Genomic DNA, 21,744 nt, shown 5'->3' with positions numbered 1-21,744 from the left:
CCTTTATTTTAATATCAATACCAGCGTACCGGCAATAATCAACCCGGCACCGATGGCTGTTTTCCAGGTAAGCGCCTCATGCAGGAATACCGCCGCCAATATAATGGTAAGGGCTACACTCAGTTTATCTACCGGCGCTACCTGCGACACCTTTCCCACCTGCAATGCCTTGAAATAAAAAATCCAGGAACAACCCGTTGCCAGTCCTGACAATACCAGGAACAACATACTGTGTTTGGAAATCGCTCCGAAATTTTTGTACTCACCCCTCGCCAATACAATCGCCCAGGCCATGATCAGAATGATCACCGTCCTGATGGCAGTGGCCAGGTTGGAAGGAATATCCGCCACCCCGATTTTTGCAAAAATAGCAGTGAGCGCCGCAAAGACAGCAGATAATAAAGCGTAAATCCACCACATAGCACAGTGTTTTGAGGTTCTAAATTATAGATGGAAACTGTATACATTCTGTAGCGGCGGCAATAACCCCTATATAATTTTGTATCCCAATATCTTCAGACTTCTTTCCACACCATCAAGTACTGCAATTTCCGGAAGATGCGCCCACTCTTTGAAACCTATGTCAGTAAATAGTTTCAGGCTGGGTTGATTATGCGCAAAAATAAATCCGAGCAGGGTTTGCACGCCAAACTGAGGCGCTACTTCAATCGCATAACGCAGTATTTGTTTGCCCAAACCTTTGCCACGGGCAGATTCATCTAAATAAATACTGACTTCTACGGTGCCATTGTAAGCCGGGCGACCATAGAACGACTGAAAGCTCATCCAGCCTACATTGTTCCCATCCAGATCAATCATCCACAGCGGACGCAGGGTAGGGTTGTGTGCATGAAACCAGGGCAAACGACTCTCTGGTGTTACAGGACTGGTATCGGCTGTCACCATTCTGCCGGCGATAGTACTGTTATAAATTTCAACGATCCTTGGCAGATCTGATGCTGCCGCATGCCTGAATTCCAAACTCATGGTATATATTAATTAGTAAATAGACTCCCGGGTATGTTCATGCCTTAAAAGACTGTATAGTTCCGCATTCACAAATTTTCCTTTTTCGAAGAAGGCATCTCTTAAAAAGCCTTCGTAGTGGAAACCCAGCCTGGACAATAGTTTCGAAGAGGCAATGTTCTCCGGATCCACAAAAGCCTCTATCCGGTTAAACTGTAACTCCTCGTAACCGTAAGTGAGCATAACCCCTATTGCTTCTTTCATAATGCCTTTGCCCCAGAATGCCGGCCGAAGATCGTAACCAATTTCAGCTTTGAAATGGGGCTTGTTGATCTTATGATATCCACAGGTACCAATCAATTCATCTTTTCCTGCCAGGGTAATCGCCCAGCGCATACCTTCCTCATCTTCCAGGCTTTTACGGAAGAATTGAATAATGTGGGTTGCCTCGCTGATATTTGAAAAAGAATCAATGTCCATATATTTTGTTACCGCATCATCTGAAAAGTGATGGAACAGGGTAGCAGTATCTTTTTCTTCTATAGGTCGCAATACCAGGTTGCCGGTGCTTAAAACGGGTAAATGCATAATACTGTTGCCGGTTTAGGTTGAAGCAAAGCTAACAGATATTGGTAAATTGTCCACACCATCTTTGATTTTAATGTGGCTTTAATGAACGCCGGAGTAAACAATCCTACTTTTGCAAGGGTTATTGCTTTTAATTATTAGCTATGAAAATATTGGTGATAGAAGATGAAACCAAGGTAGGTGCCTTTATAAAAAGAGGACTGGAAGAACACCACCACCAGGTGGAAGTATGTACCGATGGTATAGCAGGACAACAAGCCGCCTTGGAGCAGGATTATGACCTGATCCTGCTGGATATTATGTTACCGGGTATCAATGGGATTACCCTCTGCAAAAATTTGCGTACACTGGAAGTCAGTTCACCCATTCTGATGTTGACAGCCTTAAATGCTACACAGGACATCGTGGATGGATTAAACGCCGGTGCTGATGATTATCTCGCCAAGCCATTTCATTTCTCCGAACTGGTAGCCAGAATTCATGCGCTCTCCCGCAGAAAAAGCCAGTTTCACCAGGAACAGGCCATTCTTACTTTTGCGGACCTGCAATTGAATACCAACACCAAAACAGCCAGCAGGGAAGGGCAGGAGATCACGCTCACTGCAAAAGAATATGCATTGCTGGAGCTGTTGCTTAAAAATACCGGTAAGGTCCTTTCACGCGCACTCATTTCAGAAGCCGTATGGGGACTGGAATTTGATACCGGTACCAATACCATAGATGTATATGTTAACTATCTCCGGAATAAAATAGAAAAAGGCTTTGCCGGTGAAAAGCTAATCCATACCGTAGTAGGAATGGGTTATGTTATGAAACAGAAATAAGCTGTTAGCCTTTAGCTATTAGCTTATTTTTTATTTCTTAACAACAAAACACTAGCTAAAAGCTAATGGCTAAAAGCTCATGAAAATACGTCATCGTTTATCACTCCAGTTCACGCTCATTTCAGGTATTATACTGACCATCGTTTTCGTACTGATATACCTGTTATCTGCCCAGTATATTCAAAACAGTTTTTATAAACTGTTGCAGATGCGAGCCCTGGTGACTGCCCAGGTATACCTGGAAAAAGATGAACTGACCAAGAAGAAATTCCTTGAAATAGAAAAGAGCTACCGGGAACGGATACCCGATGAATCCTCCAATATATATGATCAGCGCAACCAGGGGGTATTTATAGAAAAAACAAAATACAACTGGCCGGCGTCTATGTTGGAAACTATCCGCCATAGGGAAGTATACCGGTTCCGCTTCCAGGAAGAATCCGGCCTCGGTATTTATTATCCCGACAACCAGGGCAATTTTGTAGTGATTGTAACTGCCCGTAATACCATGGGGGTACAACAACTGAATTACCTGATGTGGATATTGATCGTGATGTTCCTTGTAGCATTACTGATTACCTTTGTGATGGGCCAATGGTATGCCAGCAGGGCATTGGAGCCCATTAAAAGTATTAACCGGCAGGTGAAAAATATTCGTTCCAATAACCTACATATGCGCGTACAACAAGGACGCAATAAAGATGAAATAGACGAATTGGCCACAAATTTTAATGGGCTGTTGCAGCATATGGAGCAGGCCTTTGATATGCAACGCTCCTTTGTATCCAATGCTTCCCATGAGTTGCGCACACCACTGACCACCATCATCGGGGAAATAGAAGTGACCCTTCAGAATGAACGCAGCCGCGAAGATTATATCCAAACATTGGGTACACTACTGGGAGAATCAGAGAAGCTGAAAATTATTACTGATGGGCTGTTACAGCTAACCAGGTTAGATGTTATCCTTACAGATACCAATTCCGAAATGATCCGGCTGGATGAATTGTTATGGGAAATACAGGAGTTCTGGCAACTTAAAACACCCACGGCACGATTGCTTGTAAAGTTGAATGACATGCCCGCAGATGCTGCACAACTCTGTATTCGGGGGAATCGTTCCCTGATGATGCTGGCATTGCAGAATATCATCAGGAACGCTTTCAAATTTTCGTATAACCGTAATGTTGACTGTCAGTTAACCTTTAGTAGATCCGGGATAACACTGTCTGTAAGCGACCATGGTATTGGTATTGCAGATGCAGACCTGGAAAAAATATTTATGCCGCTTTACCGTGCAGACAATGCCCATGCTTTTGATGGATATGGTATTGGGTTATCGATGACACAAAAGATACTGCAACTGCACAAAGCAGCGATTACTGTGAGTAGTGTGCTGGGGCAGGGAACCACGTTCAATATTTTCTTTCCGCATGTTCAGAAATTCTAATTTTGTTTTAACTTCATTCTAATATGTAGCTAATAGCCTAATGCCATCTTTGCAACGAAAATTAAGTTGTATGATCATTAGACCAGCATTCAGCACCTATCTCGTACTGTTCGCCACCCTATTCCGTTTCACGGCATCGGCGCAGATAAAAGATACGCTCCGGCTCACGCTTCCGGAAGCAGAACAGCAGCTCCTGCAGAAAAACATTCCGTTACTTACGCAGTGGTACAGCATTGATTCTGCCAGGGCAGGTATCATAACGGCTAAGCTGTATGATAATCCGCAAGTGACGTTTGAGAATGTCTTGTACAGTCATACCACAAAGAAATGGTTTGACTTTTCCTACGAAGGACAAAATTCTCTGCAGGTAGAGCAGCTCGTCAAACTGGCGGGTAAACGCAATAAGGCCGTGAAACTGGCGCAGAGCGGTGTTAGAATGAGTGAGTACCAGTTTTATGATATCCTCCGCACGCTACGCTTTTCACTCCATGATAATTTTTATGACCTCTATTATAAGCAACGCTCATTGCAAACATTTGCCAGCCAGATTGCTTTCCTGCAAACCGTTGTAACAGTATTTACCGCACAAAAAGAATTAGGCAATATAGCACCTAAAGAAATTATCCGGATAAAATCCATGCTCTATGATCTGCAGCATGATCACCTGACGTTGCAGCAGGATATACAGCAAACACAATCCGATCTGGCCCTGCTGATCAGAGTTGCTCCCGGTACCATTATACAGCCGCAGTTACCGGATACTGCCACAGACAAACCCATTGAGCAGCAATATAATTTTCAGTCGCTGCTCGATACCGCCCGGTCAAATCGTTATGATCTGAAAATCGGTCAGGAAACCGTGAATTATAATTACCTGAACCTGCGGCTGCAAAAGTCGATGGCCGTGCCGGATCTTCAGGTGGGATTTTCTTTCGATAAGCAGGGTAATTTTGAGCGTAATTACAATGGGTTGAATGTATCCATGCCATTACCTTTCTTTAACCGCAACCAGGGAAATATAAAAACTGCGAAAGCCCTGCTGGAAAGCAGTAAGCTACAGTTACAGGGGCAGGAAGATGAACTCGCACATGAAGTAATGAACAGCTTAGAGCTGGCATTGCAAACAGAAAAACTGCTCCGTGAATTCGATCCCGGATTTGAAAACGATTACGGTAAAATGATGAATGAAGTAGAGAAAAATTACCGTCTTCATAATATCGGGCTGCTCGAATTTATTGACCTGTACGATGCTTACAGAAATAATGTACTTAAAATGAACGAACTGAGATATGACAGGCTGCATGCTCTGGAGTCGCTCAATTTCAGTACCGGTGCCCTCATTTTTCATCCCTGATAAATTTCCTGAACATGCAATATTCAATAAAGCACTATATACCTGCAATTGTTATTATTATCTCCACCACTGGTATCATGGCTGGCTGCGGTAGCAAGACAGTTCCGGAAGAGTCCCGTTCATGGACGCTTTCGGACTCTCTTCTCCGCACGCTGGTCGTGGATACCGCTACCGTCAGGCCAGTAGAAAATGAAATACTGCTCACCGGAAAAATTACGGAGAATGAAGATAAAACAGCCCGTATTTTCCCCATGGTCAGTGGTATTGTGACAGATGTAAAAGTACATTCCGGCGATTTTGTGAAAAAAGGACAAGTACTGGCTATCCTTAAAAGCCCTGAAATGGCTGGGTTTACCGCTGATCAGCGTATATCCGTGAACGATATGCAAACAGCCAAACGCAATATGGATGTTGCGGAATCTTTTTACAAGAGCGGGCTGAACTCACAAAGGGATTATGAGGAAGCCAAAAGTAATTATGATAAAGCCGTGGCAGCACATAGTAAATCACAGGCTATTCTGGATATCAATGGGGGCGGCCATCAAACCAATTACGCTGTGAAAGCCCCGGTGCCTGGTTTTATCATCAGTAAAAGAGCCGCTGAAAGTATGCAGTGGCGACCAGATAACACAGACCCTATTTTTGTGATTGCCGACCTCAATAATGTATGGGCCATGATCAACATCTTTGAGTCAGACATCGCCAGTATTCATGAAGGAGATCGTGTACAGATGTCTACTTTATCCTATCCCGATAAATCCTTTTCCGGTACAATCGATAAGATCTATAATGTACTGGATCCCGAAAATAAAGTGATGAAAGCCAGGGTGGTGGTAGATAACCCGGGATTCCTGCTGAAGCCTGAAATGTTTGTACGGGTGAAAGCTAACCGTCATGCGGATAGTAATGTAGTGAGTATTCCTTCGAGGGGGATCATTTTTGATCATGATAAATATTATGTACTGGTGCGGGTGAACTCAAAAAGCGGGGTAGAAATAAGAGAAGTGAATATCGATAAAACCAGCGAAGGACGGGCTTTTATCAATTCCGGCCTGAAAGAAGGCGACCGGGTGATTGCATCCCGGCAGGTATTCATCTATGAAACGCTGAAGGATCAGCAGTAACCGCTAAAGGCCATTATTATGAACAAGTTTATAAAGAAAGTCCTTGCTTTTTCTTTAAGCAATAAATACTTCATTTTTTTTGCGACCGGCGTATTGGCGATTGCCGGCTATGTCAGCTTTAAGCAGATAGGCGTAGATGCATTTCCGGATGTAACAAATACCTCTGTTACTATTATTACTCAATGGCAGGGCCGTAGCGCTGAAGAGGTGGAGAAATTTGTAACACGCCCCATAGAGATTGCCATGAACCGGGCGCAGAAAAAAACGCATATCCGTTCCTCTTCTTTATTCGGACTATCTGTTGTAAAAGTAATTTTCGATGATGACGTAGATGACACGTTTGCCAGGCAACAGATTAATAATAACATTACTTCCGCCGCCCTGCCGGATGGGGTAGATCCCGAAATAGAGCCCCCATATGGGCCTACAGGAGAAATTTACCGGTATACCCTGGAGAGCAGCAAGCTTTCCATACAGGAGCTGAAAACATTGCAGGATTGGGTGATTGAACGCAACCTGCTGTCTGTGCCGGGTGTAGCGGATATTGTAAGTTTTGGGGGAGAAGTGAAGATCTACCAGGTGACCATTGATCCGGACAAAGCAGTACAGTACGATATTACTGCGCAGGAAATGTTCCAGGCATTGTCTAAAAGCAATATCAATGTAGGGGGAGATGTGATCGTTAAAAATGCACAGGCATATGTAGTGCGGGGTATTGGTATTCTCAACAATGTAGATGAAATCAAAAACATCATTGTAGACCATATCAACGGAACGCCTATACTGGTAAAGGATGTAGCAGAAGTAAGTGTGTCGGCGTTGCCCCGACTGGGACAGGTAGGCCGTGACATGGATCATGATGTAGTGGAAGGGATTGTAGTGATGCGTAAAGGAGAGAATCCTGCAGTGGTGATCAAGTCATTGAAAGAGAAGATAACGGAGCTGAATACACGCATTTTACCTGACGATGTAAAGATCAGGGCGTTCTATAACCGGGAAGATCTGATTGATTTCTCTACCCATACCGTACTGCACAATATGATTGAAGGAATCATTTTTGTGACGGTAATAGTGTTCCTGTTTATGGCCGACTGGCGCACCACCATTATCGTTTCGGTGGTGATTCCGCTGGCGTTGCTCTTTGCATTCATTTGTTTGCGCATAAAGGGGATGAGCGCCAACCTGCTGTCTATGGGGGCTATTGACTTCGGGATTATCATAGACGGGGCTGTGGTGATGATGGAGGGCATATTTGTGGTATTGGACCGGAAAGCAAAAGATGTAGGGATGGAACGGTTCAATAAATTGAGTAAGCTGGGGATGATCCGAAAAGCCTGCCTGGAAAATGGAAAGGGCATTTTCTTTGCAAAACTCATTATCATCACCGGGTTACTACCCATTTTTACTTTTGAAAAAGTAGAAGGCAAGATGTTTTCTCCACTGGCCTGGACACTTGGGTTTGCCTTGCTGGGAGCCCTGATACTCACTTTTACCCTGGTGCCGGCGCTGGCCAGTGTGTTGCTGAGAAAGAATGTGCGGGAAAAGCATAACGTGTTCCTGGAATTCATTAACCGTACCACACTGAAGATCTTCAACTATTGTTTCCGGCATCGGCGTATAGCCTTTACCGGGGCGCTGATCGTACTGGCGTTTGGGTTATACTGTTTCAGGTTTCTGGGCACTGAATTCCTGCCTCAGCTCAACGAAGGCGCTATTTACATCCGGGCTACCGGGCCGTTGAGTACTTCGCTGGAGGAGTCTGTGAAAGTAGCCAATGATATGCGGAAGAAGTTGCTCACTTTTCCCGAGGTAAAGCAGGTGATGTCACAAACCGGGCGGCCTAATGATGGTACGGATGCTACTGGTTTTTATAATATTGAATTGCATGTAGATATCTATCCGCAGCAGGAGTGGAAGAGTGGCCTGTCTAAAACCGCCTTGATAGAGAAGATGAATGATAAGCTGGATGGGATTCCTGGAATTACCCTGAACTTTTCCCAACCTATCATGGACAATGTGGAAGAAGCAGTGTCCGGAGTAAAGGGATCTATTGTAGTAAAGCTGTTCGGAGATGATTTTAAACTGATAGAAGATAAAGAAGAAAGAATAGAAAAGATCCTGAAGGGCGTGCATGGCATTGAAGATTTGGGTATCCTGCGCAATATCGGGCAGCCGGAATTACGGATTAACCTCGACCAGCAGAAGATGGCGCTGTATGGTGTTACCACAGAAGACGCCAACTCTGTGATAGAGATGGCTATTGGCGGTAAAGCGGCTACCCGCATATACGAGGGAGAGAAGAGTTTTGATCTTCGGATACGTTATCCCGAAAATTTCAGGGAGAGTGAAATTTCCATTGGTAATCTAACGATCCCGACTATACGGGGCAATAAAATTCCATTAAAAGAAATCGCGGAGATACAGCATATCGTTGGGCCCAGTATGATATACCGCGATAAGCATATGCGTTATGGGGCCATCAAATTCTCTGTGCGGGGCAGGGATCTTGGCAGTACCATTGCAGAAGCGCAGGAAAAAGTAGGAGCGCAGATAAATCTGCCCAAAGGCTATTCCCTTGAATGGGCGGGCGATTTCGAGAACCAGGAACGGGCCACCAGGCGACTGATGCAAGTGGTGCCTATTAGTTTATTACTGATATTCCTGATCCTGTTTATACTCTTTGGCAAAATTAAAGATGCTTTGCTGGTGTTAGGGAATGTACCATTTGCAATTATAGGAGGTATTTTTTCCTTATGGCTTACGGGCATGAACTTCAGCATTTCTGCGGGTATAGGATTCATTGCCTTGTTTGGAATTTGTGTGCAGAATGGGGTGATCTTGCTATCAAAATTCAAGACAAATGTGCGGAACATGCACAAGGCCTCTCATTTCAGTCTGGCGCATGCCATCCTGGAAGGGGTGGAGTCAAGGATCAGACCTGTAGTGATGACGGCCATGATGGCGGCTATAGGACTATTGCCGGCAGCTACCAGTATGGGCATCGGCTCAGAAACAGCGAGACCGCTGGCGCGGGTGGTGATAGGAGGATTAATTACAGATACTTTTTTCAATCTGTTTATTTTCCCGATTATATTTTATTGGGTATACCGGAGAATGCTGAAGAAGGATTCAGGGGATCCTGCATTGCAATAATAATTGGTTGTTGATTATAAGTAAGAAGTTGTTCCGGTAATTCCGGAGCAACTTCTTACTTATATGCTATATCAGGCCGGTGTTTCATCCGGATCTATCTTTTTTATTTTTTTCACTTTGGGCTTGGATTCATCTCCCAGCAATATAGCCCAGGGGTGCATTTCTTCGATATTTTCACAAATGATTTTGATAATGGCTATTGAAGGAATGGCGAGGAACATACCAGGTATGCCCCATAGCATATTGCCCAGTACCACGCCTATAATGGTAATAAGCGCATTGATCTTTACCTTGGAACCAACAATACTGGGAAATAACACATTGCTGTCGAGTACGTGTACGAGGAACAACGCAATACCCGCCTGTAAAGCCTGTATAGGCGTGCCCGTAGCCAGGGTAACCAKTATGATAAGTATAGCGGCCGTTAAGATGCCCACATAAGGAATGATATTAAAGATAGCGGCCATTACTCCCAGCAGGATGGCGTATTTAATGCCTAATATTAAGAACAGCACGGTATTGAGAATGGCTACAATAACCATTTCTATCATCAGTCCGCCTACATAGCTTTTTATGATGGAACGGGTGCTCGCGATCACCTTGAGTAATTTGTCACGATGTTCTTCTCTGAAGATTTTTATCAGGAAGGATACCAGTAACCTTCGGTAGAAGAGAATAAAAAAAGCATACAGGAATACAAATACTACAAATACCAGCAGGGAGGAAAGGGAAAGAAATGTTTGACTGAGAAAGCTGGTGGCGGTTCCCAGGGTACCCATCAAGGCTTTCTCTATGTAGCTTAACTGGGTACTGGAGTTAATATGAAATTTAGCATTCACCCAGTCTTGTGTGGAGCTAATGACCAGCACCAGTTTTTGTTGCAGTTGCGGGAAGTCCGAAATGAAAGATTCCATTTGTTTGCCGAGCAACGTCATGATCAGTGCGATGATGATGATAAAGAGCAGTACCGCCAGAACGGCTGCCATTCCACGGGGAATGCGCCATTTCTCCAGCCTGTGCACTACAGGCAGCAGCATGATGGCAATCAGCATGGCGAACATCAGAGGCACTATAATGCCACTGCCAATATGTGCCACATAAATAACCAGAATGATAGATAACAGGGTGAAGGTGAGTCTTGCGTTAAACGGTAGTTTAAACTCATTCATAGATTTAGTGCTTTTATCAAAGATATTAAAAATCAACGTGTATAACATTACAATAGCTATTATACATTTGTTTGGATGAAAAGATTGCAGTTCCCCGGTGCTTTCATTATTTTACTGGAATGCCGGATAGCTTTTATCCATTAGCTATTGGCAGCTGGTAAAATGCCGATAAAAAATTCAAAGACTTATGAAAAAACTATTTGCCCTCTTATTGCTTGTTTGTAGCGGTGTTTCTTTTTCTTTTGCAAAACCCCTGCCGGTTGATACTTTGCCTGTACGTGGATTTTGTATAGCCGCACCCAGAGCGGACGGACTATCTCCTTTTCTCAGGTTTATAGAAACGGAGCTGGCGCCGCGACATATCAACACATTGGTGCTTCGTGTTGATTTTAATTACCAGTTTAAGTCGCATCCGGAGTTGCGTGATCCCGGCAGTCTTGCCGAGCAGCAGGTAAAACAACTGGTCCAGGCCTGTCGTAAACATAATATCCGGTTGATTCCGCAGATTAATCTGCTGGGGCATCAGTCATGGGCAGGTACCACTACCAACCTGTTGAAGTTGTATCCTGACTTTGATGAAACGCCATGGGTAAAGATGCCGGTAAAGTACGAATGGCCTAATGCGGATGGTTTGTATTGCAAAAGCTATTGCCCGTTGCACCCGGGAGTTCATAAGATTGTTTTTGAGCTGGTAGATGAGATTTGTGATGCGTTTGAGTCAACGGCTTTTCATGCAGGTATGGATGAAGTGTTTTACATCGGAGAAGAGAAGTGTCCGCGTTGCGGAGGCAAAGACAAAGCGGAGCTGTTTGCCGGTGAAGTATGGACGATCCGTAATCACCTGGCCGAGAAGGGCCGTGCGTTGTGGATATGGGGTGATCGTTTGCTGGAAGGTAAAACTACTGGTTTAGGTGCCTGGGAGGCGAGTATGAATAATACTCACCGGGCCGTTGACCTGGTTCCAAAAGATGTGATGATCTGCGACTGGCATTACGAAAGACCGGATAAAACACCTGTTTATTTTGCCATGAAAGGATTGTCTGTTATTACCTGTCCGTGGAGAATGCCGGAGAATGCAAAGCTGCAACTGAAGGATATGTATGATTACCGTATAGCGGCTACCAATGAAATGAAACCGCGTTTTCAGGGAATGATGCAAACAGTTTGGTCTGATGCGGGTAGCTTTCTGGATGAATTTTACGGAAGAAGTAAGCCACAGAAGGATACTGTGAATACGAGTGCCAACTGTTTCCGGGCAGTATTTACCAAATAGCAATTACGAAATACGGAGTTGTGAGAAGATAATAGCGGATGTTCTCCGCGTTTACTATCTTCTCACAACTCCGTAATTCTTCTTCAGTAATGTTTCTTGAGCAACGGAATAAAAATTTCAGAATAACTCGGACCATTGAGTGAAATGAAAAAGTGATTTCCGCTCATTTTAAAGATCCCTTCTTTGCAGTTCATACTGATAAAGTTATACATAGGCACGCCTGCTGTAGCAAAATCCATAGGAACGGGTAGTTTGAGATAGTTGCCTCCGGTGATTCTTTTTGTCATCAGGTAAGAAAAATTTTGTTGCAGTTGCTGATGTGCAGCGGTAGCTGACAACGGAATATGGATTCCGGCAAACATCGATAACTTCTCATAATCGGTAACTGGAACAGCATCCAGGGTACCGGTAATGATCTTGCTTTGAGGCAGGTCGTACAAGGTCTGCATCTTTTTAAATAAAGTATAATGTTGGGTCATCCTGGCAATCATTTCAGCAACAGGATCCTGTCCCCGGGAAATAAGGGAATAATAGAGTATACTATCTGGCAGTTTTACTTTTTCACAGCGTTCATAGCTGAATAAACCGCCGAATGCTTCGCTGCCAAAGGCTGCGGTGATACCTTCTGTAATCTGAAGGGTTCTTCTTTCGTTAGGCAAAATAATAATGCGGCGGAAGTCCTTTGGACTTTCTTTAAAATGTTGCTTGAAAGCTTTGCTAAAAGCTGCTGTGGTAGCGTATCCGCAATGGTCACTTATTTCACCGATATTATAGCCACTATGCCGGAGCAGGCCGGCAGCAAGTTCCAGCCGGTGACGCTTTACATAATGCCAGAACGGTTCTCCCATGTATTCTGTGAAATTGTGGTAGAAATAAGAATAGGAGATTCCCAGTCTTTCTGAAACATCTTTAATATTAAATGGGTCGCTGACATGATCATCTGCATAGGATAAACCCTGTAAAGCAAAATTTTCGAGTTGTTCTTTCGACAGAAGGGCGGACATACAATATGGGGATTTAAATGATTTTCAGTGGATTTCGGTACATGCTGATTTCATCAAAACTCAATCTTTCTCTACATGAACATTATATCTAATTTAATTTTTTTTATGATTACCGGATACGTAAATTTTTATATCGTATTATATTATTGAATATCAATATGATATAAAAGTTGTTGAAGTATTATTATTCATAATATGTTTAATTTTGGTCTTGGGACTTCCTATTATTTTAAAAGAAATAGTAGAAAAAGCTAAAATGGACAAACCGTTAATCATGGGAATAAATAACTTTGGCAGGAGTGTCATGTTCATAGCTCCAGCCAGGTAATTCAATACGGATTTTATAGCATTCAACATATTTTGTCCTATCAATCCTGTTGTGGAGTTGCGGCAGCGCAACGCCATTTCCAGGCGGTAAAAACATAGCAGATACAGGTCGCATAACCTTATTATTATGATAGCCATCATCGTTATTTTATTTTTATTGTTGTGCCTTGGATGGGTATTATTATTCCGTCATTTCAGGGCATTACAAACAGCGAATATCAACCTGATAAAACAGGAGCAGAGAGAAGCTTCGCTATTATACCAGTTACGCGAGGTAAAAGAGAAATATCATAAGCTGGAAGATAAGCTGAGAAAGGTACAGTATGAGCTGTACAGTACAAAACATAAAGAGGATCATAGCTAAGTCCTGACATCCACCTTTTATAGATTTGTTAGTATTGGTTTTACCAATATTTGGTTAGGTTTGTCCCCATGCAGGTAGTTTTTCAAATCACATCCGGTGAATCCGATGTGCAGTTGTCGATGCTGGGACAGCTCCATAATCTTCTCCAACAGGCAGCAGCCACGCAAACACGTATAGCCGTAGAGGTAATTGTGCATGGACATGCATGGAATCTTTTACTCATAGATGGGAATCCCTTGTATGAAAAGGTGCTGTCTTTGCAGGAACGTGCTGTTAAATTTCTTATTTGCCGGAATACCCTGAATGGCCGTCAGCTACAGACAAGCCAGTTGCTGCCTTTGACAGAAATTGTCCCTGCTGGAATCTTTCATCTGATCAGCCGGCAGGAGGAAGGATGGGCTTATATAAGATGTTAGATTAATTGTTTATGAGTTAATTGGTTTATTAGTTTATTTTTACATTTTATTAACCGTGCCGGTATACGTGTGAAAACTATTGGAGGGGGAGCACCAAATAAAAATTGTAATAATAACGTTAAATGGATGCACGATTGAAAAGGACTAACCTCTTAAACTTTAATACATTGAAATTTACAAAATCTACCGGAATACTGTTGTTATTCATGGCAGTTCCATTTCTCACCTTTGCGCAGGACTGGCACGTAGGCGCTTTTCTGKGCATTAGCAATTACAGCGGAGATCTGACCCAGCAAAGGGTAGATATGAAGTACACCCGCCCGGCACTTGGCTTGTTGGTAAGAAAAGATATTAACCGTTACCTCACTATTCGGGCAGCCATTACCTGGGGCATAGCCACCGGGGCTGATAGTACCAATTCATCGAAAGACCTGATAGCGAGGAATCTGAGTTTTCGTTCAAATGTGCTGGAGGGAAGCCTGATCGGAGAATTCAATTTTTTTGACCTGGATGAGAAAGGCTTTACGCCTTACGTTTTTGTGGGCATCGGTGGATTTGGGTTTGATCCTACTGCGAAAGACCAGTCTGGTAACCGTGTACGACTTCGCCCACTAGGTACAGAAGGACAGGGATTACCGCAGTATCCTACCCGTCAGCCTTACGACCTTATGGCTATTTCCATTCCTTTTGGAGCAGGTGTAAAAGCTATACTGAATGACAATTGGACCCTTGGATTTGAAATAGGATTCCGCCCTACCACTACCGATTACCTGGATGACGTAAGTACCACTTACGTAGATCAGAATACATTGCTGGCGTATCGTGGCCAGAAGGCAGTGGATATGGCTTTTCGCGGTGATGAATTAACTGCTAAAGGAACTACTCCTGGGACTTATCCCGCGGATGGTGCTATTCGTGGTTCTGACAAACATAAGGACTGGTATGCGTTCTCCGGATTTACCATTACGTATCGTTTGGGCGGTGATCGCGGATGGGGTAAACAGAAAGCTACCCGTTGTCCGATACTCAGACCGTAATAAATTGATTACTAATATATTGAATGGGTTATTTAGTACTGCAATCCCGGCTTAAAGCCGGGATTTTTTTATTGGCATAGTTGTTGGATTTATGAGTTCAAACAGGTAATAACGCAGCCACCAGCTTATGGCGGACAGCAGAATCACAAATCGCGGAGATAGTAATGAAACGATAGCCGCAAAAATAAGTTGGTGTGCAACTACCTGTTATAACTAACGAAAAAGAAGTGCCATGAAGAAGTTTTTGTTTTTAGCTTCAGTGATGTTGACAGTGGGTAGCGCCAGTCTTTTTGCTCAACACAGGCCGCCACATCCACCGCTGCCACCGAGGCCTCCGTTGCCGGCACATTTTCCACATCCGCCGGTACCGCCAAGGCCATCGCATCACTGGCATCCGCCAAGGCCGCCAATGCCGCCGCATCCACCAAGGCCAGGATACAGACCTCACCGTCATTATAAGCATCATAAGCCTCATCATCGTACTTATCATAGGTATAGCTACGTCGGATATCCGGGAACGGATTATGTTGCTAATAATGTAACAGTAATAGGATCTCCTCTATAAATAAATACACCACAACTTTTATTTGCCAACCGATCTTGAACTAAAAACCACACAACATGAAAAAAGTATTGTTATTGATGCTGCTGATGGGCGGCACAGTGCTGACTACTTATGCACAAAGAGGATACGATCGCGGATATCGTGATCATGGTCGCGGACATGGACACGACCGCTGGGAGCGGGACAGATGTGAACCACCAAGAAGAGAATACCGCCGTGGATGGGATGATGATTGCTATCGTCCGAGAAGAAGGGTGGTATATATGCAACCAGCTTATTACCCGGTTGTACCAGTGCCGGTACCTGCACCTGTACGCTATTATCCATCCAGGCCGAGAGCCGTATTCCACGCGGGTGTTACTATTGTGAACTGATAACTGAAAAATGGAATAAAATGAATGCCTCCCATTATTTAATGGGGGGCATTTTTTATTGCGGTGCGGGATGGTTACTTTTGTTGATTGGTAATAAGATTCAAACATGGCATATAAAAATCTCAGACATTTTATAGATACGCTGGAACAGGCAGGAGAACTGGTGCGCATTAAAACCTATGTGGACCCTAAACTGGAAATAGCTGAAATAACAGACAGGATAAGCAAATCGCCAGATGGAGGTAAAGCACTGCTGTTTGAAAATACCGGAACAGATTTTCCGGTTCTTATCAACTCCATGGGCAGTTATAAGCGTATGTGCCTGGCGCTGGGTGTACACGAACTGGATGATGTAGCCGGTGAAATTGAAAATCTTTTTAAACTGTTATCCAAGCCTAAAGAAAGTATCCTCGATAAATTGGCGTTATTGCCCAAACTGGGACAGTTTGCCTCCTGGATGCCCAAAGTAGTGAGTGGAAAAGGCAGCTGCCAGGAAGTAGTGATGTCAGCCCCGGACCTCAGCAAACTGCCGGTGCTTACCTGTTGGCCTAAAGATGGTGGTCCGTTCGTGACACTGCCGGTAATACATACCAAAGATCCGTTGACAGGTACCCGCAATGTTGGCATGTACCGTATGCAGGTATTTGAAAAGGATATGACCGGTATGCACTGGCATAAACACAAAGTGTCTGCCAAGCACTTTATGGAATATAAGAAGTTAAATAAACGTATGCCCGTTGCCGTAGTACTGGGTGGAGATCCCGTTTATACCTACTCTGCTACTGCACCACTCCCGGAAAACGTGGATGAATACATGCTGGCAGGCTTTCTCCGTAAAAAGAAAGTAGAGCTGGTAAAATGTATTACCCAACCGGAAATTGAAGTACCGGCAGATGCAGATTTTGTGATAGAAGGTTACGTAGAACCATCTGAAGAGCTGATATGGGAAGGTCCGTTTGGCGACCATACCGGTTACTACTCGCTGGCCGACTGGTATCCTAAATTTCATGTAACAGCAATTACGCATCGTAAGGACGCCGTATATCCGTCAACGATAGTGGGCATTCCTCCGCAGGAAGATGCCTGGATAGGAAAAGCCACAGAACGTATTTTTCTGGCGCCTATTAAAATGACGCTGGTGCCGGAGATCATTGATATGGAAATGCCGGTAGAAGGGGTTTTCCATAACCTGGTGATCGCACAGATCAAAAAGGATTATGCAGGACAAGCGCAGAAAGTAATGAATGCGATGTGGGGAGCCGGACAAATGATGTTCAACAAGATCCTGGTAGTAACAGATGACGGGGTAAAGATCAACGATTATAAACAACTGGCACAACATGTTTTCCGTCATCTTAACCCGGCTACAGATATTTACCTGAGCCAGGGGCCTATGGATGTACTGGATCACTCCTGTTCCAAAATGGGTTTTGGTGGTAAGATGTGTATCGATGGTACCCGCAAGTATGAAGAGGAAACAGATACCGCTTATTTACAGGTAGCTGCTCCCCGTGCCATAGATACCGCCGCTATTATGCAGCAGTTCCCTGAAATTAAGGGTATTAACAGTAACCTGTTGGCGATCGACATCTCCTGTATGCTGGTAGCGGTAGAAAAGCGCCGTCCATTCCACGTACGTGAGCTGAACGAACAGCTATATACCTTGCCTGCACTGGCAGGCATAAAAATGATACTGTATGTAGAGCATACTGTTGATGTGAGCGACCTGGCGTCTGCACTATGGCGTTTCTGTAATAACCTGGACCCTAAGCGCGACAGCTTTGTGATCAATAAGCCATCTGCAGAGGCAGGGAAGTATATTGGTGGCATAGGTATGGACGGTACCCTGAAAACGAGGCTGCTGGACAACTTTGAGCGGGACTGGCCTAATATTATTGTGGCGGATGATGCCACTATCAGTAAAATAGATGCCAAATGGGGAGAGCTGGGCCTGGGACCCTTCCTTGCGTCTCCATCTCTCAAATACAAACAACAGATTTATGGCGAAGAAGCAGTGGTACAACAGTAGATATATACTCCTGTTATCTTTATTGGCCGGCAGCGTTCCTGCAGCCGGCCAGGCCAATACCGCAGACTTTCACTTGCTGGACAAGCTACAGGGTACCTGGAAGATGAACACCCGGAAAAGTACGATCGTGGAAAGCTGGAGCCGGGTAAATGATTCTACCTGGAGCGGTAAAACCTGGCGGATAGTGGGTGCTGACAGTGCTTTACAGCAAACCATGCTGCTCACCAGAAGAGGTAATGACATGTACTTTATGCCTGTTTACGAAGGACATCAGCCAACAGTGCCTGTACGCCTGCGATTACGGGTATTAAAACCGGTAGGCTTCGTTGCAGAAGACCTGAACAATGATTTCCCCAGAAAAATTACTTATCGTTTTAAAGATACCCGTCACCTGGATGCCCGCGTAGAAGGCATGCGGGACGGCACTATAGAGGAGTATATCTTTCAGTACTCCATCTCAGAAGACTAAAGATTCCCGATTGCGTAAATCATTTTCCCGGTTCGATACCCCCCCTGGCATTGCTGTACCTACTTTTGTGTAACACACGATACACACCTAAATCAAAATATTCTCAATTAAAGCAATAATTTGAGTTGGTCGTACAAGCAATGCCGCACTCGTTCACGGGAAGCGGCTTTTTTTAGCTTTTAGCCATTAGCCTTTAGCTTTTAGCAAATGCAGCGAAGATTAACATATTATGATCTTCGCTGCATTTGCTAAAAGCTAAAGGCTAATGGCTAAGAGCTATTCTATTATTTATGGATTTCTGATGTAAAATTGAACTGAATATCCGGATTGTTGGTGCGTTCGGTATTCAGGTACCACTCGGACTGCGCCAGGTAAACGAGGTGGCCGTCTTTATCTTCCACGATATTGGAAGATTTAAAGCGGATGAATTCTTCTATTTTATCTTTAGGACCGGTAAGCCAGCAGGCTTTGTAGAACTGAAGGGTGTTAAACTGACACGCTGCACCATATTCCTGCAGGAGGCGGTACTGGATTACTTCAAACTGCAGTTCACCTACGCAACCAATGATTTTGCGGTTGCCACCATGCTGCGTAAACAACTGGGCAACCCCTTCGTCTGTCAGCTGACGTATACCTTTTTCCAGCTGTTTGGTCTTCATCGGATCCTTGTTTACCAGCTCCTTAAACAGTTCAGGAGAGAAGCTTGGAATGCCGGTAATGTAGAAGTTTTCGCCTTCCGTTAAGGTATCACCGATTTTAAAGTTGCCAGTATCAAATAACCCTACTACGTCTCCCGGGTAAGCATCATCCACCACATTTTTTTCACGGGCGAGGAAGCTGTAGGGGTTACTGAACCTAACGTCTTTGTCTAAACGAACATGGTGATAAAACTTGTTACGTTCAAATTTACCGGAGCAAACACGGAGAAACGCAATACGGTCGCGGTGACGCGGGTCGAGGTTCGCATGTATTTTAAAGACAAATCCACTGAATTTGTCTTCATTTACATCTACTTCGCGGGAGGTGGCGGTACGGTTGCGGGGAATGGGAGCGATGTCTACGAAGGTATCCAGCAGGTCTTTCACGCCGAAATTGTTAACGGCGCTACCAAAGAAAACCGGTGCCAGTTTGCCGGCGAGGTAATCTTCCCGGTTGAAGGTGTCATAAACGCCTTCTATCAGTTCCACATCGCCACGCAACTGAGCGGCATCTTTTGCGTTGAAATGTTCGTCCACGTAGCTGCTGCTGAGATCTGCCAGTGGCACGATATCTTCATCAGTGGCTTTTTTGTTGGGCAGGAAGGCCACCAGGCTTTTATCATACAGGTTATATACCCCTTTGAAGTCGCTACCCATGTTGATGGGCCAGCTGAGTGGTCTTACACGGATGCTGAGCTTTTCTTCCAGTTCATCCAGCAGATCGAAAGGATATTTACCATCTCGGTCCATTTTATTCACGAAGATGATAACAGGCGTATCGCGCATACGACACACTTCCATCAATCTTTCGGTTTGTTCTTCCACCCCTTTCACACAGTCGATCACCAGCACTACGCTGTCTACTGCCGTCAGTGTGCGGTAGGTATCTTCTGCAAAGTCCTTGTGACCGGGCGTATCCAGGAGATTAACCAGGATATCGCGGTATTCAAAGGTCATAACGGAAGTGGCTACCGAGATACCTCTCTGTCTTTCAATTTCCATGAAATCCGAAGTGGTATGCTTCTTTATCTTATTGGACTTCACCGCACCGGCTGTTTGAATAGCACCGCCGAACAGGAGGAATTTCTCTGTCAGGGTGGTTTTACCGGCATCCGGGTGAGCGATGATAGCAAAGGATTTTCTTTTACTGATTTCGTTAGCGTACTTCATAAATATCCGAAAAATGGCAGCAAAGGTAACTAAATTTTTTGTCCGGCTATATTTCGTGTTTATTGGCGCTGCCGGTGAACATAAATCCGCTAAATTTGAAATATGATAGCAACCCTTAAAATATTATGGAATAGTTTCAAAATGGCGATGCAGGAGCTGCGGGTGAACAAGCTGCGCACTTTTTTATCGTTGTTTGGAATTACCATAGGCATCTTCTGTATTATTGCGGTACTTACATTGACTGGCAGCCTGGAACATAACATCAGAAAGGATTTGTCCGATCTGGGAGAGGATGTGATTTATTTGCAGAAGTGGCCCTGGGGAGGTAATGGTGAATATGCGTGGTGGAAATATATGAACCGTCCGGAGCCTGAATATAAAGATCTAAAGCCGATACAAGATAAGGTGCACAGTGCCGTGTATGCGTCTTTTAACTTTGATGCCAGTGGCAAGAAAGTAGAATTTGGTGATGATTATATGGATGGGGTGACGATGATGGCGGTTACCAATGATTTTGACCAGATACAAACCCTGCAGATACTCGATGGACGCTTTTTTGCCAACAGTGAGAGTAATAGTGGCGCCAACGTGGCCATTCTCGGGTTTACCATCTGGGATGGCTTGTTTTCTTCTCCGGAATCCGCCATGGGTAAGATGGTGAAGGTAGCCGGGCGGGATGTAAAAGTGATAGGTGTACTGAAGAAAAAAGGAGAAAGTATGATCGGGGCAGGTAGTTTCGACAATGCGATCATCCTGCCTTATCGGTTTGCACGAACTGTAGTAGATGAACGTCGTTTTGCCGATCCTTATATATTGGTGAAGGCGAGACCTGGTGTGGGCCTTGATCAGCTGAAAGACGAGCTGAGAGGGGTAATGCGGGCTACACACAGGTTAAGGCCGAGGGAGGAAGATGATTTTGCGCTGAATGAAATCAGTTCTGCCAACGACAGTCTGAACTCCATGTTTGGCGCTATCAATCTTGGCGGCGGCTTTATAGCCTTCTTTTCCCTGATAGTAGGAGGTTTTGGTATTGCCAATATTATGTTTGTGACCGTAAAAGAACGAACGAATATCATCGGGCTGAAAAAAGCTATCGGCGCCCGCCGCAATATTATCCTGATGGAGTTTTTGCTGGAATCTGTGTGTCTTTGTTTATTCGGAGGCTTGCTGGGATTGTTTATGGTTTATCTTCTGACAATAATTATTAATTCGGTGAGCTCCTTTGAAATGGTTATATCCGTTGGTGCCTTTATTGCCGGTTTGGTAGTTTCCGTTGGTGTAGGGGTATTGGCAGGGTTTATCCCGGCTTATATTGCGGCCAGATTGGATCCAGTGGTGGCTATCCGGAGTAATTAGACGGATAAATATTTTGGCAGCAGTGATGCTGTTG

General features: G+C 44.4%; 20 protein-coding genes. 14 read left to right on the top strand and 6 right to left on the bottom strand.

Features of this window, described 5'->3' with window-relative positions; all coding sequences use genetic code 11:
- Positions 1–3: 3 nt before the first annotated feature.
- The 3 genes from AC1DCV_RS05075 to AC1DCV_RS05065 all read right to left on the bottom strand — a co-directional run bounded on the left by AC1DCV_RS05075 (position 4) and on the right by AC1DCV_RS05065 (position 1,554).
- Positions 4–420, bottom strand: coding sequence for an EamA family transporter (locus AC1DCV_RS05075; RefSeq protein WP_477022162.1), 417 nt, complete (start codon positions 418–420; stop codon positions 4–6).
- Between the two features lie 69 nt (positions 421–489).
- Positions 490–987, bottom strand: a complete 498-nt coding sequence (locus tag AC1DCV_RS05070; RefSeq protein WP_477022161.1) for an N-acetyltransferase family protein — start codon at positions 985–987, stop codon at positions 490–492.
- 12 nt (positions 988–999) lie between these two features.
- Positions 1,000–1,554 (bottom strand): GNAT family N-acetyltransferase, encoded by a 555-nt coding sequence (locus AC1DCV_RS05065; RefSeq protein WP_477022160.1) that lies wholly within the window; start codon positions 1,552–1,554, stop codon positions 1,000–1,002.
- Between the two features lie 143 nt (positions 1,555–1,697).
- Between AC1DCV_RS05065 and AC1DCV_RS05060 the strand changes: the two genes are divergently transcribed.
- The 5 genes from AC1DCV_RS05060 (at position 1,698) to AC1DCV_RS05040 (ending at position 9,459) form a co-directional block, all read left to right on the top strand.
- The gene (locus AC1DCV_RS05060) at positions 1,698–2,378 is read left to right on the top strand and encodes a response regulator transcription factor (RefSeq protein ID WP_477022159.1); all 681 of its coding nucleotides are present in this window, start codon (positions 1,698–1,700) and stop codon (positions 2,376–2,378) included.
- Between the two features lie 79 nt (positions 2,379–2,457).
- Positions 2,458–3,828 (top strand): sensor histidine kinase, encoded by a 1,371-nt coding sequence (locus AC1DCV_RS05055; protein WP_477022158.1) that lies wholly within the window; start codon positions 2,458–2,460, stop codon positions 3,826–3,828.
- A 70-nt stretch (positions 3,829–3,898) separates the two neighbouring features.
- Complete coding sequence (locus AC1DCV_RS05050) at positions 3,899–5,182, top strand: TolC family protein (protein WP_477022157.1); 1,284 nt, start codon at positions 3,899–3,901, stop codon at positions 5,180–5,182.
- A gap of 14 nt (positions 5,183–5,196) precedes the next feature.
- Entirely contained in the window at positions 5,197–6,306 is a 1,110-nt protein-coding gene (locus AC1DCV_RS05045) for an efflux RND transporter periplasmic adaptor subunit (protein WP_477022156.1), read from the top strand.
- A gap of 18 nt (positions 6,307–6,324) precedes the next feature.
- The gene (locus AC1DCV_RS05040; RefSeq protein ID WP_477022155.1) at positions 6,325–9,459 is read left to right on the top strand and encodes an efflux RND transporter permease subunit; all 3,135 of its coding nucleotides are present in this window, start codon (positions 6,325–6,327) and stop codon (positions 9,457–9,459) included.
- Between the two features lie 71 nt (positions 9,460–9,530).
- Here the strand turns inward: AC1DCV_RS05040 and AC1DCV_RS05035 are convergent, their stop codons facing one another.
- Positions 9,531–10,628: an AI-2E family transporter gene (locus AC1DCV_RS05035; RefSeq protein ID WP_477022154.1), complete on the bottom strand. Its 1,098-nt coding sequence runs from the start codon at positions 10,626–10,628 to the stop codon at positions 9,531–9,533.
- A gap of 187 nt (positions 10,629–10,815) precedes the next feature.
- Here AC1DCV_RS05035 and AC1DCV_RS05030 point away from each other — a divergent pair, with 187 nt between their 5' ends.
- Positions 10,816–11,901, top strand: a complete 1,086-nt coding sequence (locus AC1DCV_RS05030) for a family 20 glycosylhydrolase (RefSeq protein WP_477022153.1) — start codon at positions 10,816–10,818, stop codon at positions 11,899–11,901.
- An 83-nt stretch (positions 11,902–11,984) separates the two neighbouring features.
- Here the strand turns inward: AC1DCV_RS05030 and AC1DCV_RS05025 are convergent, their stop codons facing one another.
- Entirely contained in the window at positions 11,985–12,905 is a 921-nt protein-coding gene (locus AC1DCV_RS05025; RefSeq protein ID WP_477022152.1) for a helix-turn-helix transcriptional regulator, read from the bottom strand.
- A gap of 454 nt (positions 12,906–13,359) precedes the next feature.
- On the opposite strand from AC1DCV_RS05025, the gene AC1DCV_RS05020 reads away from it, so the two are divergent.
- From AC1DCV_RS05020 to AC1DCV_RS04990, 7 genes are all read left to right on the top strand, one after another.
- Entirely contained in the window at positions 13,360–13,596 is a 237-nt protein-coding gene (locus AC1DCV_RS05020) for a hypothetical protein (RefSeq protein WP_477022151.1), read from the top strand.
- 68 nt (positions 13,597–13,664) lie between these two features.
- The gene (locus AC1DCV_RS05015; protein WP_477022150.1) at positions 13,665–14,012 is read left to right on the top strand and encodes a DsrE family protein; all 348 of its coding nucleotides are present in this window, start codon (positions 13,665–13,667) and stop codon (positions 14,010–14,012) included.
- Positions 14,013–14,134: 122 nt separating this feature from the next.
- Positions 14,135–15,049 carry a type IX secretion system protein PorG gene (gene porG, locus AC1DCV_RS05010; RefSeq protein ID WP_477022149.1) on the top strand — a complete coding sequence of 305 codons (915 nt, stop codon included), beginning with the start codon at positions 14,135–14,137 and terminating at the stop codon, positions 15,047–15,049.
- A 232-nt stretch (positions 15,050–15,281) separates the two neighbouring features.
- Positions 15,282–15,614 (top strand): hypothetical protein, encoded by a 333-nt coding sequence (locus tag AC1DCV_RS05005; protein WP_477022148.1) that lies wholly within the window; start codon positions 15,282–15,284, stop codon positions 15,612–15,614.
- A gap of 56 nt (positions 15,615–15,670) precedes the next feature.
- On the top strand, positions 15,671–15,988 hold the full coding sequence (locus AC1DCV_RS05000) for a hypothetical protein (protein WP_477022147.1): 318 nt from the start codon (positions 15,671–15,673) through the stop codon (positions 15,986–15,988).
- Between the two features lie 106 nt (positions 15,989–16,094).
- Positions 16,095–18,017 (top strand): menaquinone biosynthesis decarboxylase, encoded by a 1,923-nt coding sequence (locus AC1DCV_RS04995; RefSeq protein ID WP_477022146.1) that lies wholly within the window; start codon positions 16,095–16,097, stop codon positions 18,015–18,017.
- Positions 17,989–18,486, top strand: a complete 498-nt coding sequence (locus AC1DCV_RS04990) for a hypothetical protein (protein WP_477022145.1) — start codon at positions 17,989–17,991, stop codon at positions 18,484–18,486. Before AC1DCV_RS04995 ends, AC1DCV_RS04990 begins: the two co-directional genes overlap by 29 nt.
- Positions 18,487–18,770: 284 nt before the next feature.
- Here AC1DCV_RS04990 and AC1DCV_RS04985 read toward each other — a convergent pair whose 3' ends face one another.
- A complete protein-coding gene (locus AC1DCV_RS04985) occupies positions 18,771–20,354 on the bottom strand; it encodes a peptide chain release factor 3 (RefSeq protein WP_441575911.1) in 1,584 nt (527 codons plus the stop codon).
- A 102-nt stretch (positions 20,355–20,456) separates the two neighbouring features.
- On the opposite strand from AC1DCV_RS04985, the gene AC1DCV_RS04980 reads away from it, so the two are divergent.
- Positions 20,457–21,710 carry an ABC transporter permease gene (locus tag AC1DCV_RS04980; protein WP_477022144.1) on the top strand — a complete coding sequence of 418 codons (1,254 nt, stop codon included), beginning with the start codon at positions 20,457–20,459 and terminating at the stop codon, positions 21,708–21,710.
- Positions 21,711–21,744: the final 34 nt, after the last annotated feature.

Source organism: Chitinophaga sp. 10T418 (assembly GCF_056394125.1).
The sequence above is the reverse complement of the archived record's forward strand: the minus strand, read 5'-3'. Positions and strand labels throughout refer to the sequence as shown.

Excerpts from the sequence above, each read along its gene's own strand:
- AC1DCV_RS04980 (WP_477022144.1), top strand. The coding sequence starts at position 20,457 with ATGATAGCAACCCTTAAAATATTATGGAATAGTTTCAAAATGGCGATG.
- AC1DCV_RS05000 (WP_477022147.1), top strand. The coding sequence starts at position 15,671 with ATGAAAAAAGTATTGTTATTGATGCTGCTGATGGGCGGCACAGTGCTG.
- AC1DCV_RS05005 (WP_477022148.1), top strand. The coding sequence starts at position 15,282 with ATGAAGAAGTTTTTGTTTTTAGCTTCAGTGATGTTGACAGTGGGTAGC.
- AC1DCV_RS05020 (WP_477022151.1), top strand. The coding sequence starts at position 13,360 with ATGATAGCCATCATCGTTATTTTATTTTTATTGTTGTGCCTTGGATGG.
- AC1DCV_RS05030 (WP_477022153.1), top strand. The coding sequence starts at position 10,816 with ATGAAAAAACTATTTGCCCTCTTATTGCTTGTTTGTAGCGGTGTTTCT.
- AC1DCV_RS05025 (WP_477022152.1), bottom strand. The coding sequence starts at position 12,905 with ATGTCCGCCCTTCTGTCGAAAGAACAACTCGAAAATTTTGCTTTACAG.
- AC1DCV_RS05060 (WP_477022159.1), top strand. The coding sequence starts at position 1,698 with ATGAAAATATTGGTGATAGAAGATGAAACCAAGGTAGGTGCCTTTATA.
- AC1DCV_RS05050 (WP_477022157.1), top strand. The coding sequence starts at position 3,899 with ATGATCATTAGACCAGCATTCAGCACCTATCTCGTACTGTTCGCCACC.
- AC1DCV_RS05045 (WP_477022156.1), top strand. The coding sequence starts at position 5,197 with ATGCAATATTCAATAAAGCACTATATACCTGCAATTGTTATTATTATC.
- AC1DCV_RS05055 (WP_477022158.1), top strand. The coding sequence starts at position 2,458 with ATGAAAATACGTCATCGTTTATCACTCCAGTTCACGCTCATTTCAGGT.
- AC1DCV_RS04985 (WP_441575911.1), bottom strand. The coding sequence starts at position 20,354 with ATGAAGTACGCTAACGAAATCAGTAAAAGAAAATCCTTTGCTATCATC.
- AC1DCV_RS04990 (WP_477022145.1), top strand. The coding sequence starts at position 17,989 with ATGGCGAAGAAGCAGTGGTACAACAGTAGATATATACTCCTGTTATCT.
- AC1DCV_RS05075 (WP_477022162.1), bottom strand. The coding sequence starts at position 420 with ATGTGGTGGATTTACGCTTTATTATCTGCTGTCTTTGCGGCGCTCACT.
- AC1DCV_RS05040 (WP_477022155.1), top strand. The coding sequence starts at position 6,325 with ATGAACAAGTTTATAAAGAAAGTCCTTGCTTTTTCTTTAAGCAATAAA.
- AC1DCV_RS05070 (WP_477022161.1), bottom strand. The coding sequence starts at position 987 with ATGAGTTTGGAATTCAGGCATGCGGCAGCATCAGATCTGCCAAGGATC.
- AC1DCV_RS05065 (WP_477022160.1), bottom strand. The coding sequence starts at position 1,554 with ATGCATTTACCCGTTTTAAGCACCGGCAACCTGGTATTGCGACCTATA.
- AC1DCV_RS05015 (WP_477022150.1), top strand. The coding sequence starts at position 13,665 with ATGCAGGTAGTTTTTCAAATCACATCCGGTGAATCCGATGTGCAGTTG.
- AC1DCV_RS04995 (WP_477022146.1), top strand. The coding sequence starts at position 16,095 with ATGGCATATAAAAATCTCAGACATTTTATAGATACGCTGGAACAGGCA.